Source organism: Vibrio vulnificus NBRC 15645 = ATCC 27562, from assembly GCF_002224265.1.
GTDB lineage: Bacteria > Pseudomonadota > Gammaproteobacteria > Enterobacterales > Vibrionaceae > Vibrio > Vibrio vulnificus.
The window spans coordinates 228696-243857 of sequence record NZ_CP012881.1 but is presented as its reverse complement, the minus strand read 5'-3'; the positions used below and the strand labels follow the sequence as shown (position 1 = coordinate 243857).

General features: G+C 44.5%; 15 protein-coding genes, 1 riboswitch and 1 other annotated feature. Of the genes, 11 read left to right on the top strand and 4 right to left on the bottom strand.

The window, feature by feature from the left end; translation table 11 throughout:
• Positions 1-2: 2 nt before the first annotated feature.
• From AOT11_RS01030 to AOT11_RS01020, 3 genes are read left to right on the top strand one after another with little or no spacing between them, the layout of a single operon-like run.
• Positions 3-518: a DUF2878 domain-containing protein gene (locus AOT11_RS01030; protein WP_017422266.1), complete on the top strand. Its 516-nt coding sequence runs from the start codon at positions 3-5 to the stop codon at positions 516-518.
• The gene (locus AOT11_RS01025; protein WP_017422265.1) at positions 475-1038 is read left to right on the top strand and encodes a chalcone isomerase family protein; all 564 of its coding nucleotides are present in this window, start codon (positions 475-477) and stop codon (positions 1036-1038) included. Before AOT11_RS01030 ends, AOT11_RS01025 begins: the two co-directional genes overlap by 44 nt.
• Position 1039: 1 nt before the next feature.
• Positions 1040-1573 carry a DUF3833 domain-containing protein gene (locus AOT11_RS01020; RefSeq protein WP_017422264.1) on the top strand — a complete coding sequence of 178 codons (534 nt, stop codon included), beginning with the start codon at positions 1040-1042 and terminating at the stop codon, positions 1571-1573.
• A 209-nt stretch (positions 1574-1782) separates the two neighbouring features.
• Here the strand turns inward: AOT11_RS01020 and purB are convergent, their stop codons facing one another.
• From purB to mnmA, 3 genes are all read right to left on the bottom strand, one after another.
• Positions 1783-3153, bottom strand: a complete 1371-nt coding sequence (gene purB, locus AOT11_RS01015; RefSeq protein ID WP_017422263.1) for an adenylosuccinate lyase — start codon at positions 3151-3153, stop codon at positions 1783-1785.
• Positions 3154-3301: 148 nt separating this feature from the next.
• Complete coding sequence (hflD, locus tag AOT11_RS01010; RefSeq protein WP_011080746.1) at positions 3302-3919, bottom strand: high frequency lysogenization protein HflD; 618 nt, start codon at positions 3917-3919, stop codon at positions 3302-3304.
• A gap of 10 nt (positions 3920-3929) precedes the next feature.
• Complete coding sequence (gene mnmA, locus AOT11_RS01005) at positions 3930-5054, bottom strand: tRNA 2-thiouridine(34) synthase MnmA (RefSeq protein WP_017422262.1); 1125 nt, start codon at positions 5052-5054, stop codon at positions 3930-3932.
• Between the two features lie 189 nt (positions 5055-5243).
• Here mnmA and AOT11_RS01000 point away from each other — a divergent pair, with 189 nt between their 5' ends.
• Both AOT11_RS01000 and AOT11_RS00995 read left to right on the top strand, forming a co-directional pair.
• Positions 5244-5513 (top strand): hypothetical protein, encoded by a 270-nt coding sequence (locus AOT11_RS01000; RefSeq protein ID WP_017422261.1) that lies wholly within the window; start codon positions 5244-5246, stop codon positions 5511-5513.
• 116 nt (positions 5514-5629) lie between these two features.
• Positions 5630-6934: an inosine/guanosine kinase gene (locus tag AOT11_RS00995; protein ID WP_011080743.1), complete on the top strand. Its 1305-nt coding sequence runs from the start codon at positions 5630-5632 to the stop codon at positions 6932-6934.
• Between the two features lie 45 nt (positions 6935-6979).
• Here the strand turns inward: AOT11_RS00995 and AOT11_RS00990 are convergent, their stop codons facing one another.
• Positions 6980-7387, bottom strand: coding sequence for an H-NS histone family protein (locus tag AOT11_RS00990; protein WP_017422260.1), 408 nt, complete (start codon positions 7385-7387; stop codon positions 6980-6982).
• A 489-nt stretch (positions 7388-7876) separates the two neighbouring features.
• Positions 7877-8056, top strand: a riboswitch (Lysine riboswitch).
• A 106-nt stretch (positions 8057-8162) separates the two neighbouring features.
• Here AOT11_RS00990 and tet(35) point away from each other — a divergent pair.
• The 6 genes from tet(35) to hisH all read left to right on the top strand — a co-directional run bounded on the left by tet(35) (position 8163) and on the right by hisH (position 15157).
• Complete coding sequence (gene tet(35) / locus AOT11_RS00985) at positions 8163-9764, top strand: tetracycline efflux Na+/H+ antiporter family transporter Tet(35) (RefSeq protein ID WP_017422259.1); 1602 nt, start codon at positions 8163-8165, stop codon at positions 9762-9764.
• 180 nt (positions 9765-9944) lie between these two features.
• Positions 9945-10081 (top strand) — a sequence feature (His leader region).
• 43 nt (positions 10082-10124) lie between these two features.
• A complete protein-coding gene (hisG, locus tag AOT11_RS00980) occupies positions 10125-11021 on the top strand; it encodes an ATP phosphoribosyltransferase (protein WP_017422257.1) in 897 nt (298 codons plus the stop codon).
• Positions 11022-11026: 5 nt separating this feature from the next.
• On the top strand, positions 11027-12322 hold the full coding sequence (gene hisD, locus AOT11_RS00975) for a histidinol dehydrogenase (RefSeq protein WP_017422256.1): 1296 nt from the start codon (positions 11027-11029) through the stop codon (positions 12320-12322).
• A 10-nt stretch (positions 12323-12332) separates the two neighbouring features.
• Positions 12333-13373 (top strand): histidinol-phosphate transaminase, encoded by a 1041-nt coding sequence (hisC, locus tag AOT11_RS00970; RefSeq protein WP_017422255.1) that lies wholly within the window; start codon positions 12333-12335, stop codon positions 13371-13373.
• 69 nt (positions 13374-13442) lie between these two features.
• On the top strand, positions 13443-14516 hold the full coding sequence (gene hisB, locus AOT11_RS00965; protein WP_017422254.1) for a bifunctional histidinol-phosphatase/imidazoleglycerol-phosphate dehydratase HisB: 1074 nt from the start codon (positions 13443-13445) through the stop codon (positions 14514-14516).
• Positions 14517-14542: 26 nt separating this feature from the next.
• Positions 14543-15157: an imidazole glycerol phosphate synthase subunit HisH gene (gene hisH / locus AOT11_RS00960; RefSeq protein WP_017422253.1), complete on the top strand. Its 615-nt coding sequence runs from the start codon at positions 14543-14545 to the stop codon at positions 15155-15157.
• The last annotated feature ends 5 nt before the right edge of the window (positions 15158-15162 follow it).

Sequence of the window (15162 nt, the reverse complement as noted above, 5' to 3'; positions counted from 1 at the left end):
TCATGGCTCTTATTCTTGCCTCTGCTTGGTTCAATCTCGTTTGGTTTCTGGCGGTTATTGGCACTGAGCAGTGGCAATGGGTCACACTTTGCTTTGCCTTGATGACATTGGGGTATCAGCACCGAGTAGACCAAAAAACCTGGAAACCAACGCTTTTGATTGCCGTGGTCGGCTGCCTAGTCGACTCGCTTAATCAATATCTCTCAATTTTTCAGTTCACTTCGACTTTCTTACCCGTTTGGCTTTTAAGCTTATGGATAGTTTTTGCTTGGTACGCTTATCAACTGAAAAGAATTTTGCTCCGTTTTGCGCCGTTTTACGTATTAACGGTAGGGGCATTGGGGGGCTGCTTAAGTTACTACGCAGGTTATAAACTCAATGCGGTGGATTACGGTTACAGCGTGTTGATAACGGCATCGATTGTGTTTTTAGAATGGGCAATCATCACGCTCTTTATCATTAAGGTTCTTCGCCATGATGAGAAAAGCAAGTTGTGTCATTCGGAGTACGTTTCTTAGTATTTTGCTAGGCTTTTCGTCTAGCTCGCATAGTCAAACTGGAGCGGCAGACATCGAGACTTGGCAGCAGTGGCTGACCGTTGGGGAGGCACGATTGAGCTGGTTCGTCTTTGATATCTATGATTCGAAGTTGGTTACACCAAATGGAGAGTTCGAGGTGAATGCTGATGTTACGCCACATCCCCTCGCCTTGGAGATTCGATACTTACGCGATATTTCACGTGAGGATCTACTCAGTGCCACGGAAGAGCAGTGGCAAAAGATGGGGATCGCAGCGAAAAAACCGTGGAGAGACAGCCTCGAGCTAATTTTTCCGAACATCAAAAAAGGTGACAAGCTAACCTACATTACAGATGGAGAAAAAGGGCGTTTGCTTATTAATCGACATGACAGTGACAAAGCTGAAGTGGTGGGTAATGTGGCTGATCAGGAGCTTAACGATGCTTTCCTCGCGATTTGGTTATCGCCAAAAACTCAATATCCCTCTTTGCGAGCAAAATTAATCGGGTGGAATCAATAAGATGAATAAACATAATGTTTTTATCGTTTTGCTTGTTATGACATTGAACGCTTTGGTCGGCTGTTCGAGTGATCTTAAGGACTTCCAGCAAGCATCCCCAAAATTTGAACTGTTTGAGTATTTTTCTGGAAATGTGAAAGCTTGGGGTATGGTGCAAGATTATAGTGGTAAACAAACCAGACGCTTTGAGGTTGAGATTGTCGGTTCTGTTGAAAATAACACTCTGACTCTCGTTGAAGATTTTGTTTTTGACGATGGTGAGATTGATCAGCGCATTTGGCGGATTACCCGATTGGCCGATGGTCGCTATCAAGGTGAAGCTGACGACATCATTGGCGTCGCTGAGGGAATGGAACTGGGTAATGCACTGCAATGGCGCTATGATTTTGAACTGCAAATCGATGGTTCAAGCTTGACGGTGTCGTTTGATGATTGGCTTTATCGCCAAGATGAAAAGCATGTGTTTAATCTCACCAAGATTAAGAAGTTTGGCGTAGAGGTAGGGACGATAACGTTGTTTTTCCAGAGGCAATAAAACAGTTAGGAATGCTGCATTCCGAGATTCGGGAACGCTTCTCTCTAGGAGTCGAGCCTTATCTCTTCGCGCTCAAAAAGAAAGGGTTGACGCTTTCACGTCAACCCTAAAATTATTCGATTCTCGATTCTCGATTCTCGATTCTCGATTCTCGATTCTCGATTCTCGATTCTCGATTCTCGATTCTCGATTCTCGATTCTCGATTCTCTTACAGCTTGTCTGTCAGCTCGATTGCTTGACCGATGTAGTTTGCTGGCGTCATCTCTTTTAGACGTGCTTTCTCGTGCGCAGGAAGCTCAAGACCGTCGATGAAGTTACGCATTGCTTCGCCATCTACACGCTTACCACGAGTTAACTCTTTTAGCTTCTCGTATGGCTTCTCGATGCCGTAACGACGCATAACGGTTTGTACTGGCTCTGCAAGCACTTCCCAGTTCTTATCGAGTTCCGCAAGAAGCGCTTCACGGTTGACTTCAAGTTTGCTGATGCCTTTAAGCGTCGACGTGTAAGCGATGATTGCGTAGCCCACACCCACACCAAGGTTACGGAGAACCGTTGAGTCAGTTAGGTCACGTTGCCAACGAGAGATTGGCAGTTTTTGTGCTAGGTGACCAAACACTGCGTTTGCAAGACCTAGGTTACCTTCAGAGTTTTCAAAGTCGATTGGGTTAACTTTGTGTGGCATTGTCGAAGAACCGATCTCGCCAGCAATGGTTTTTTGCTTGAAGTGGCCTAGTGCGATGTAACCCCAAACGTCACGGTCAAAGTCGATCAGAATCGTGTTGAAACGTGCCACAGCATCGAATAGCTCAGCGATGTAGTCGTGTGGTTCGATCTGTGTGGTGTAAGGGTTCCAAGTAACGCCGAGAGATTCCGTGATGAACTCTTCAGAGAATTTGTGCCAATCTAGTTCTGGGTAAGCAGAGAGGTGTGCGTTGTAGTTACCTACCGCACCGTTGATTTTCGCTAGGATCTCAACGTTTTCGATTTGCTTGTATTGACGTTCCATACGGTACGCCACGTTTGCCATCTCTTTACCCATTGTTGATGGAGAAGCTGGCTGACCGTGTGTACGAGATAGAAGAGGGATGTCGCGGTATTCAACAGCAAGTGCTTTGATTGCGTCAATCAGGTTACGAATTTCTGGAAGAATGACCGTCTCACGTGCTTCTTTAAGCATTAAAGCGTGTGAGGTGTTATTAATGTCTTCAGAAGTACAGGCAAAATGGAAGAACTCGTTTACTGCGTGCAGTTCAGGAACGTCAGCGACTTTCTCTTTTAGGAAGTACTCAACCGCTTTTACATCGTGGTTAGTAGTACGTTCGATCTCTTTGATGCGTAATGCGTCTGCTTCAGAGAAGTTAGCAGCAAGATCGTCGAGGAAATGGTTTGCTTCTGCGCTGAACGCTGGCACTTCTGCAATTTCAGCAGTAGCAGCAAGCTTTTGTAGCCAGCGGATTTCAACGATAGTACGGTACTTTAGTAGACCGTATTCACTGAAAATTTCGCGTAACGCAATTGTCTTGCTTCCGTAACGGCCGTCTACTGGTGAAACAGCAGTCAATGCTGACAGTTCCATGATGTTCTCCTGAATTGGGTTTCAAAATTTCGCGAGCTTTATACCAATAACTGTGGCAATTGTCACGAATATTGCGCAAACGTTTGCGCTAAGGTGATTTTGACCAAAACAATTAGCTCGCGTCTGGCGCGAGCTAATGATGGTCGAATTACATTCTGGCCAGCAGGATCTGCGCCTGCTCAACCATTTTCTTTCTGCCGAAGATCAGATGGCGGCGTCGACCGCCAACTTGACGCCAAAGCACGGCACTGCGAATACCAGAAAGGAGTAACGCACGTACTTTGTGTTGATTCGATGTTTGTTGTAATACCGTCGGTGTACCTGTCACTTGGATTCGAGGGCCGATAGGGCTGATAACATCGAGATAAATACTGGCCACATTGCTGATCATCTGTTCTTCAAAAAGATCATAGTGTTCCGTCTGTCTTTGTACCATCTGGATACGATCGCCAAGCTGTGACATCGCATCATTCCTACCCATAAGTTTGCGCTCTAACGCCATCAAACTGATGAGGTAGCGAGTCACTTCGCTACCAGTGGGGGTACTATCAATCCCTTTTACTAAGCATTCTAAACCCAGTTTGAGTTGTGACTCATTGCCAAACACATCAAGTGTGTTGGCTGGATTGGTATTCAAAATTGCTTTAATAGAAGTTTCAAAGGCATCTTGATCACAATGTCCGTTTCTCGCGATTTGCTGAACTAACGCTACAGCTTGGCACATGCCAGCAAAAGCAATGGTACGGTCATAAAGTGTATTCGCCACGTAACGACTCCTAAGCTTGAGTGTATTTAATGCGTTTCTCGATGATACCACCGCCAAGACAAACATCACCTTGGTAGAAAACAGCGGATTGACCTGGGGTCACTGCGATCTCAGGTTCATCGAAAATCACTTTAATGTTTTCGTCATCAATAGGGATGATTGTACAAGGAATATCTTGTTGACGGTAACGAGTTTTCACCGTGCATTTCACCACATCGCGAATTGGCTCACGTTCTACCCAATGAAGCTGAGAAGCAATCAGGCCTTCGGACTTCAGCATCGGGTGATCTTGTCCTTGAACGGCAATCAACACATTGCGCTTAAGGTCTTTTTCTGCAACAAACCATGGTTCTTCGTTACCGCCACCGCCTTTACGGCCACCAATATGTAGGCCTTTACGTTGGCCTAGCGTGTGGTACATCAAACCCTGGTGTTGACCAAGCACTTCGCCTTCTGGTGACTCAATATTACCCGGTTGAGCCGGTAAGTAGCGGCTTAGAAAATCGGTGAACTTACGCTCGCCGATAAAACAGATACCGGTAGAATCTTTCTTTTTCGCGGTAATCAGACCTTGTTCTTCCGCAATGCGACGAACTTCAGGCTTTTCCAGCTCACCAACAGGGAAGAGGCTACGTGCCACTTGTTCGTGACTTAGCGTGTAGAGGAAGTAGCTCTGATCTTTATTGCCGTCTAAACCACGCAGCATCTGTGGCTTTTCACCATTTTCAGGGAAAGAACGACGGACATAATGACCCATCGCGATGTAATCGGCATCAAGTACTTCGTCAGCAAACTCTAAAAATGCTTTGAACTTAATTTCTTTGTTACAAAGGATGTCTGGGTTAGGGGTACGGCCCGCCTTGTATTCGGAAAGGAAATATTCGAATACATTGTCCCAGTATTCTGCCGCAAAATTGATCTTATGTAGGTGAATGCCAAGTTTGTCACAAACAGCCTGAGCGTCGGCGAGATCTTCTGCCGCAGTACAATACTCAGAATCATCATCTTCTTCCCAGTTCTTCATAAATAGGCCTTCAACTTGATAGCCTTGCTGTTTTAGAAGATAGGCAGAAACCGATGAATCAACACCGCCAGACATACCAACGATGACTTTCTTTTGGCTGTTATCAGACATTACTCAACACCCTTAAAATTAACTGGAGGCGAATTCTAACAGAAAGCAGAAACGGGTGACAGATCCGAGATCGCAATCACAATTCGTTTTCGCTGCTTTTTTCAGCAAAAGGACAAACGAAAAGAAATTCCGCGCGAGCTCTGAGTGGGAATGTGGCATAGTTGGAAAAAATCCTAATGAGAAAACATCATGACTGATGAAATGCAATTTATGCAAGAAGCGGATCTTATCGAGATCATTGAAAATCAACTTGAAGATGGAAATCCAATCAAGGTCAAAGAAACGTTGATGCGCCTAATGATGACAGGCACGCCTCGTGAAGATGCGGTGGCGATGATGGCGTGTTCAATGTCAATTGAGATTTTCGACGTGATGAAAAATGACGGCGAGTTCAATCTAAAACGTTACAGCGAAAACTTGGATTGCCTGCCAGATTTAAGCTTTATGGAAGGTGAATAGCGCCTCGCAAAATAAAAAGCACGTAGCAAACGTTTGCTATAATTGCCTTTATTGCCGCCTATGGGAGTGCGAGTTAGAATCCGCACTTCTTTTAACCCCGTACTCAGACAAACACTATGAAATTTCCCGGACAGCGCAAATCAAAACACTATTTTCCCGTACATGCACGTGACCCATTAGTGAGTCAGGCGCAGGAAAGCAAGAAAATGACGCGTACTCATATTATCGGTATTGATCAAACTTTGGTGGATATCGAAGCGAGAGTGACGTCGGAAATGATTGAAAAATACGGTTTGAGTAAAGGGCACTCACTGGTTATTGATGATGTGACGGCAGAAGCGCTATATCAGCAATTAAAGCAAGAAAATCTGATTACCAACGAATACGCTGGCGGTACGATTGGCAATACGCTGCACAATTACTCAGTGCTAGCAGATGATCGTTCGACATTATTGGGCGTGATGAGTCAAGATATTAAGATTGGTAGTTACGGATACCGTTACTTATGTAACACATCAAGCCGTATGGATCTTAATTATCTGCAAGGTGTCGATGGGGCGATTGGTCGTTGTTTCGCGTTGATTACCGAAGATGGTGAACGTACTTTTGCGATTAGTGAAGGTCAAATGAACCAACTTCATCCAGATAATATTCCGGAAAAGATCTTTAAAAAAGCCTCAGCTTTGGTGCTCACCGCTTATTTGATTCGTTGTAAAGAAGGTGATCCAATGCCTGATGCGACGATGAAAGCTATCGAGTACGCAAAAAAATACGATGTACCTGTTGTTTTGACGCTTGGTACTAAATTTGTGATTCAAGATGATCCAACTTTCTGGCAAGAATTTATTCGTGACAATGTGACGGTAGTTGCGATGAATGAAGATGAAGCAGAAGCATTGACTGGGGAATCCGATCCTTTAGCCGCTTCAGATAAAACATTGGATTGGGCAGACATGGTACTTTGTACTGCGGGTCCGCTAGGTCTATTTATGGCCGGTTATACGGAAGACAGCGCGAAGCGTGAAACATCTCTACCGTTACTTCCAGGCTGCATTGCTGAATTCAATCGTTATGAATTTAGTCGCCCAACGAAAAAGGCATCTTGTGAAAACCCGATTAAAGTCTATTCACATATTTCACCGTATATGGGCGGTCCTGAGAAAATTAAAAATACCAATGGGGCAGGTGATGCTGCACTTTCAGCGGTACTGCACGATATGGCGGCAAACAAATATCACAAAGAAAACGTGCCAAACTCAAGTAAGCACGTGTATGAGTTTTTGACGTACTCATCTTTTTCTCAAGTGTGTAAGTATGCTAACCGTGCCAGTTATGAAGTGTTGGTACAACATTCTCCGCGCCTATCTCGTGGCTTACCTGAACGCGAAGATAGCTTAGAAGAAGCGTACTGGGAAAGATAATAAAAAGGCTCCGAAAGGAGCCTTTTTACTGATATCTAAAATGTATTAGATTTCGAAATCTTCTAGAGATTTACCCGCATCTAATTGAGCTTGGATTGCAGAAGGTGTACGACCTTGACCAGTCCAAGTTTTTTCTTCACCATTGGTGTCAACGTACTTGTATTTTGCTGGGCGAGGAGCACGTTTACCTTTGCTCTTCACTTTAGTTTCGCCAGCAAGTGCGCTGATTAGTGCTTCGACATCGATACCATCTTTAGCAATTTGTTCTGCGATAGCCGCTAGTTTCGCTTCTTGTTCAGCTTTCGCTGCACGTTCTTTTGCTTCCGCTTCTTGACGCTCTGCAACAACAGTTGTCAATTTATCTAGAGCTTCTTCTAATTGCTCAAGAGTAAGTTCACGAGAAAACGCACGTAGGCTGCGAATGTTCAACAGAGTTTTTGTTAGTTCAGACATAACCTTTCCTATATATTCGCTAAGTCGATTGTCTAATAATAATACCGAGAATTAAATTAAACAAACTAGATTAATTCTTACGATGCTAATATTAACGTGCAATACAATATAAGCAATATTAAAAGTAAAAAAATTAAAAAAGAATGATTATAAAATTTCTAAGACAGACGAAAGTTGTAGAAGCAATTCCTTCAACGAACAAAAAGCTGTCTCAAAAATATTTGACGAATGATTAGATGGCTTTATAACAAAATGGTTCAATGAAAAGTGGTTTGTGATCTCATTTTTTCTATTATTAGTAGCATGACGTAAAGAGCATGGATTAATGAAATGGCAATAGAAAACCTGTCTCATATTGATTTTTCAAATTTAATCAACTTAAGACAGATCTGTTGCAATGAGGAGCGTCATGAGTACAATAGCCGCTACCTGATGCGATAAATTAGATTATTTGTTGTTTTTTTAATCGGCAGATAGTTAAGAATTTGTTATCGACGTAGAGGCGCAATGGTAAAGAGTAACTATTATTGGGGTGATGCCAATGAATAATAGTGAAAGGTATCCATTGCCGAAGTGAATTGCATATCAAAGCAGTTTGCTGGGGTTGCATCCGAAAGGAACAACACTGCCATAGTATTTAACTTATAACTATGGAGCGCTACTGTAGGTTGGGTGAAGTGCTCACTTCCCTGTCGCTTAGTTCAACATAAGTAACGGACATCCTGTTTACTTTGTCTGCAGTAGATCTCTAGCCAAACTTTGGTTTTTGAAGATCATGAATTTAATAGATTTTGCTACATCTCCCATCTCACTTTTACCGCCGATAGTGGCACTGACGCTCGCCATTTTAACGCGTAAAGTGCTTGTATCGCTTGGTGTCGGTATTCTTCTAGGTGCAGTGTTACTGAATGATTATTCGGTAGGCTCTGCGGCAGCTTATATTACAGATAAAGTTTCAGCTGTTTTTATTGAAGATGGTGGCATCAATACTTGGAATATGAGTATTGTTGGTTTCTTGTTGTTATTGGGTATGACCACTGCGCTACTGACTCTTTCTGGAGGCACTCGTGCTTTTGCTGAATGGGCACAGACTCGAGTGAAAAGTAAGCGAGGCTCGAAATTACTCGCAGCGTTTTTAGGCGTATTCATTTTTGTAGACGACTATTTCAATAGCCTAGCTGTGGGTGCGATTTCTCGCCCAGTAACAGACCGCTTTTATGTTTCACGCGCCAAACTGGCTTATATTCTAGACTCAACAGCCGCTCCAATGTGTGTGGTGATGCCTGCCTCGAGTTGGGGGGCGTACATCATGACCATTATCGGCGGTATTCTGGTGTCACATGGCATCACTGAATATTCCGCATTGGGCGCATATCTACGTTTAGTACCGATGAACTTCTACGCGATTTTCGCCTTGTTAATGGTGTTTGCGGTTGCTTGGTTTGGTTTAGACATTGGTAAAATGCGTGAACATGAAATTGCCGCTTCACAAGGCCGTGGCTTTGACAATGACGCTGATACCGACCTAAAAGAAGCGCATGAAATTGACGAAGAGCTTGATATCCGTGAAAGCGATAAAGGTAAAGTGACAGATCTTGTTATGCCGATCATTGCTTTGATTATTGCAACGGTTGCTTCAATGCTCTATACCGGTGGCCAAGCACTTGCGGCAGATGGTAAAGCTTTCGACTTGCTTGGTGCGTTCGAAAATACCAACGTAGGTACATCGCTTATTTATGGTGGTCTGGTTGGTTTGGCTGTGGCATTGTTCACTGTGTTCAAACAAGGTCTTCCAGTTGCAGAAATTGCTCGCACTTTATGGATCGGTGCTAAATCGATGTTTGGTGCAATCCTTATTCTGATTTTCGCTTGGACGATTGGTTCTGTTATTGGTGATATGAAAACAGGTAGTTATCTATCTACAATGGCACAAGGCAATATTACCCCGCATTGGCTACCTGTGATTCTATTCCTGCTTTCTGGTTTGATGGCGTTTTCTACCGGAACATCTTGGGGCACGTTTGGTATTATGCTACCTATCGCGGGTGATATGGCGGGTGCGACAGATATCGCTCTTATGCTTCCTATGCTAAGTGCAGTATTAGCGGGTTCTGTTTTTGGTGATCACTGTTCACCGATTTCTGATACGACGATTCTTTCTTCAACGGGGGCACGTTGTCATCATATTGACCACGTAGCGACTCAGTTACCTTATGCACTTGCAGTGGCACTGGTATCTTGTATTGGTTTCGTTGTATTGGGTATGACCGCTTCCGTTATGTTCTCACTAGCGGCTGCAACGATGGCATTCATCATCGTTTGTGCAATCCTCTCTTGGTTGTCAAAAGCAAAGATTGAGTCTTGCCAACAAGCGTAACATATTCATTTATATGAACTTTGAAAGGGTAGCTTCGGCTACCCTTTTTATTTGTCTTATACAAATTGATATTTTTTAAAATAAAGTGTTGCAAAATAAGAGAAGCTTAGTTAGTGTGGTTATCAACGAAGCAATCAAGCTAAGAGCCTATATAAGTATGCGTAATTTTGTAATGAACATTCATCACCATCATCACCCAATCTAGTCTTTCGGGAGATGTACGCATACCCGGGAGATAGGAAACTCCCGGAGGTGAAAATCATCAAATTCAGATTTTAAACCCTCGGGAGACCAACATCTCTCGAGGGTTTTTTAGTTTTTACTTTCATCATTTTCAAATTGAAGCACAGGGACAATGTCATGCAAACACAACGCTTAAGAATTGCAATTCAGAAAAAAGGCCGACTGAGTGAAGAGTGCCAAGGGCTCTTAAAAAAGTGTGGCGTTAAATTTAATATTATGGGTGAGCGTTTAGTCGTGCACTCAGAAAATATGCCAATTGATCTGTTATTAGTTCGTGATGATGACATCCCTGGGCTGATCATGGACGGCGTTGTCGACCTTGGTTTTATCGGTGAAAACGTGCTGGAAGAAGTGCGCCTAGAACGTAAAGCCACTGGTGATGCTTGTCAATTTGAAACCTTGAGTCGTTTAGATTTTGGTGGATGTCGTTTGTCCATCGCGATTGATAAAGATGAAAAATACAATGGCCCTCAGGATCTTGCAGGGAAACGTATTGCGACGACTTACCCACAACTGCTAAAAGCGTATATGGATCGACAAGGTGTGGCTTTCTCAACCTGTATGCTGACAGGCTCAGTTGAAGTGGCGCCTCGTGCTGGTTTGGCGGATGCAATCGCTGATTTGGTTTCAACAGGCGCAACACTAGAAGCCAATGGCCTAAAAGAGGCAGAGGTTATTTTCCAATCTAAAGCAACACTTATTCAACGTTCAGGTGAGTTTGCCCAAGACAAGCAAGCGCTTATCGAGAAGCTGTTAACGCGTATGCAAGGCGTTCAGCAAGCCAAAGAATCCAAATACATCATGCTACATGCTCCAGTCGATAAGCTAGAACAGATCAAAGCACTGTTGCCAGGGGCGGAAGATCCAACCGTGTTACCACTTTCTGCAGAGAAACAACGAGTGGCAGTACATCTGGTGAGTACAGAAAACCTATTCTGGGAAACGATGGAACAGCTCAAAGAACTTGGCGCGAGCTCTATTCTTGTTCTACCAATTGAAAAAATGATGGAGTAAGGCTCATGAGAACGGTTGTTTGGCAATCTCTTAGTGAGACGCAACAAGACGCTATTTTGGAACGTCCAGCGATAACTGAAGGTGCGAATATTACCGCTGCAGTGGCAGAAGTGATTGCGAAAGTCAGAGCAGAAGGTGATGCTGCTCTGATCGAGCTGACGGAGAAGTTTGATCGCGTTAAACCTGAATCGATTCGAGTGACAGAACAAGAAATCGAAGACGCTTCTGCTCGCTTAACTTCAAAAATGAAGCAGGCGCTGGAGCAGGCTTACGCCAACATCGCGAAGTTCCACAATGCTCAGAAACCGACGCCAATTAAAGTCGAAACACAACCGGGTGTGGTGTGTGAACAAGTCACTCGCCCGATACAAAAAGTGGGTTTATACATTCCTGGTGGCAGTGCACCGCTGCCTTCTACGGTATTGATGCTGGGTGTTCCTGCGCAAATCGCGGGTTGCCGTAAAGTGGTTTTATGTTCACCACCACCGATTGCCGATGAGATTCTCTATGTGGCAAAGCTTTGTAATATTGATGAAGTTTACAATGTTGGCGGTGGGCAAGCGGTCGCGGCGATGGCCTATGGGACAGAAAGTGTCACTAAGGTGGATAAAATATTTGGTCCTGGTAATGCTTATGTCACAGAAGCAAAACGTCAAGTGAGTAATGATTTTCGTGGTGCAGCCATTGATATGCCGGCTGGGCCATCAGAAGTGCTGGTGATTGCTGACGAAACAGCAGATGCTGATTTTATCGCCGCCGATTTACTTAGCCAAGCTGAGCACGGACCAGACTCGCAAGTGGTTTTAGTGACGCCATCTGTCTTGATTGCAGATCAAGTAACGGATGCTGTACAGAAACAGTTGAATCAATTATCACGCGCCTCTATAGCTGAAAAAGCACTGGCGTCGAGCTTGATTATTATTGCTGACTCCTTAACCCAAGCGGTTTCCATTTCAAATTATTACGGTCCAGAGCATTTAATTGTTCAAACCAAAAATCCTCGAGAGTTGTTGCCATTGCTGGATAACGCAGGTTCCATTTTCTTAGGTGATTGGTCGCCTGAATCGGCGGGCGATTATGCGTCAGGAACCAACCACGTATTGCCGACGTATGGGTACACCCGTACCTACTCAAGCCTTGGATTGGCTGATTTTTCTAAACGCATGACGGTACAAGAACTCTCTGCGGAAGGGCTGAAAAACCTTGCTCCAACGGTGGTGACGATGGCGGAAGCAGAAGGATTGGACGCACACAAACGAGCGGTCACAATTCGTGTTGAAAAATTAACTGCGCGTAGCTAAGGAAAAGACGATGGAAAAGCTTGCTCGTAAAAGTGTACAGAAACTGACGCCTTATCTTTCGGCGCGCCGCATCGGTGGAACCGGTGATGTGTGGTTGAATGCCAACGAATCGCCATTTGACAATGAATACCGCACAAACTTTGCGCGCTTGAATCGTTACAGTGATTGTCAGCCGAAAGCATTGATTGCTGCTTACGCTGCCTATGCAGGTGTTAAACCTGAACAAACTCTCACATCGCGTGGTGCGGATGAGGGTATCGAATTGCTGATTCGTGCTTTCTGCGAACCAAATGAAGATGCCATTCTTTACTGCCCTCCTACGTATGGCATGTATTCTGTTAGCGCTGAAACTATTGGCGTTGAGCGCAAAACCGTGCCGCTGACAGAGGATTGGCAGTTAGACCTTGCAGGTATTGAAGCCAATTTGGACAAGGTTAAGTTGGTGTTTGTTTGTTCACCAAACAATCCAACAGGCAACTTAGTGAAGCGAGAAGACATCATCGCCTTGCTAGAGATGACAAAAGATCGAGCCATTGTTGTGATGGATGAAGCGTATATCGATTTTTGTCCAGAGGCCTCAACCGTCGATTTACTTGCGCAGTACTCGAACCTTGCGATTTTGCGTACTTTGTCGAAAGCCTTTGCATTGGCTGGCTTGCGTTGTGGATTCACACTTGCGAATGAAGAGCTGATTAATGTACTTCTAAAAGTTATCGCGCCATATCCGGTACCCGTGCCTGTCGCGGAAATTGCGACACAAGCATTGTCAGAAGCTGGCTTGGCTCGTGCCAAGTTCCAAGTGCTCGACCTCAACGCGAATCGTGCCTATTTGCAGGTGGGATTATCAATGATTGCAGGCTTAGAAGTGTTTGAAGGGTGGGGTAATTATCTGCTGGTGAAATTCCCTAATGGTGACGAGCTATTTAAGGCGGCTTGGGAGTCCGGCATCATCTTGCGAAACTCGCCAATCAAAGATTGCGTAAGAGTCAGTGTTGGCAGCCGAGATGAGTGCGAGAAAACACTGGGTTTCATTAGAAACTACTACTCATAAGTAGAGAAAAAATGAATTGCTCTCGCTAAACAGCGAGAGCGCCAAAAGAATAGCAATAAGGAAGTTCGAGTGAGCAAACAACAAAAAATCCTTTTTATCGATCGTGATGGCACCTTAATTGTTGAGCCGCCAGTTGATTTTCAAGTAGACCGTTTAGATAAGCTAAAACTAGAGCCATTTGTTATTCCAAGCTTGTTGTCGTTGCAGGAAGCAGGATACCGTCTAGTGATGGTCACCAACCAAGACGGCCTTGGAACAGACAGCTATCCGCAAGAAGATTTTGATGCGCCACACAATATGATGATGGAGATTTTCGAATCTCAAGGGGTGAAATTTGATGATGTACTGATCTGCCCTCATTTTGAAAAAGACAATTGTTCTTGCCGCAAACCGAAATTGGGCTTGGTAAAAGAGTACCTTCAAGCGGGTAAAGTGGATTTCCAGAACTCATTTGTGATTGGCGATCGTCAAACGGATCTTCAACTTGCAGAAAATATGGCGATTCGTGGTATTCAATACAACCCAGAATCCATGGGTTGGAAACAGATCCTGAAAGACCTGACAGTGAAAGCGCGTGTTGCCGAAGTGATTCGTACCACAAAAGAAACCGACATCAAAGTGGTAGTGAACCTTGATGAGCAAGGCGGCAACGCGATCTCTACCGGCCTTGGTTTCTTCGACCACATGCTGGATCAAATCGCGACGCACGGTGGCTTCCAAATGGTGTGTCAGGTGGAAGGTGACCTGCACATTGATGATCACCACACCATTGAGGATACCGCTCTTGCGTTGGGGCAGGCGTTGAAAGAAGCATTGGGTGATAAGCGTGGTATTGGTCGCTTTGGCTTCAGCCTACCAATGGATGAGTGTTTGGCACAATGTGCACTGGATCTGTCTGGTCGCCCATACCTGAAATTCGATGCCGAGTTTAGCCGCGATCAGGTAGGCGATTTGTCAACAGAGATGGTGGTGCACTTCTTCCGTTCTTTGACAGATACCCTAGCGTGTACCCTGCACCTTTCTTCTGCGGGCGATAATGATCACCACATCATTGAAAGTCTATTTAAAGCGTTTGGTCGTACTCTGCGCCAAGCAATCAAAGTAGAAGGCACTGAGCTACCAAGTAGTAAAGGCGTACTTTAAGGCTAACGTTAGCAAGGAGAAAAACAGTGACAGAACAGAAAGTGGTCATTATCGATACTGGCTGTGCCAATGTCTCTTCGGTGAAATTTGCCATTGAACGCCTAGGCTATGACGTAACGATTTCAAAAGATCCACAAGTGGTATTGTCGGCTGACAAGCTATTCCTACCGGGAGTCGGAACCGCCAGTGAAGCGATGAAAAATCTAGAGGAACGCGATCTTATTAGCTTGGTAAAACAAGTAGAGAAACCGTTGCTCGGTATCTGTTTAGGCATGCAACTGTTGGGCAAAGTGTCTCAAGAGAAAGGCCAGAAAGCCGATGCGTTGGTGGAGTGTCTTGGACTTTGCGATGGTGAAGTGAAGTTGCTGCAAACCGGCGATTTGCCGCTTCCGCATATGGGCTGGAATACGGTATCGGCAAAAACAGGTCATCCACTATTCAAAGGTATTGAAGAAGGTGAGTACTTCTACTTCGTACACAGCTTTGCAATGCCAGTTGGGGATTACACCATTGCCGAATGTGAATATGGCAACCCGTTTACAGCCGCAGTGCAAAGCGGCAACTACTACGGCGTGCAATTCCACCCTGAGCGTTCTTCAAAAGCGGGCGCGAAGCTTATTCAAAACTTCTTAGAATTATAAAAGGG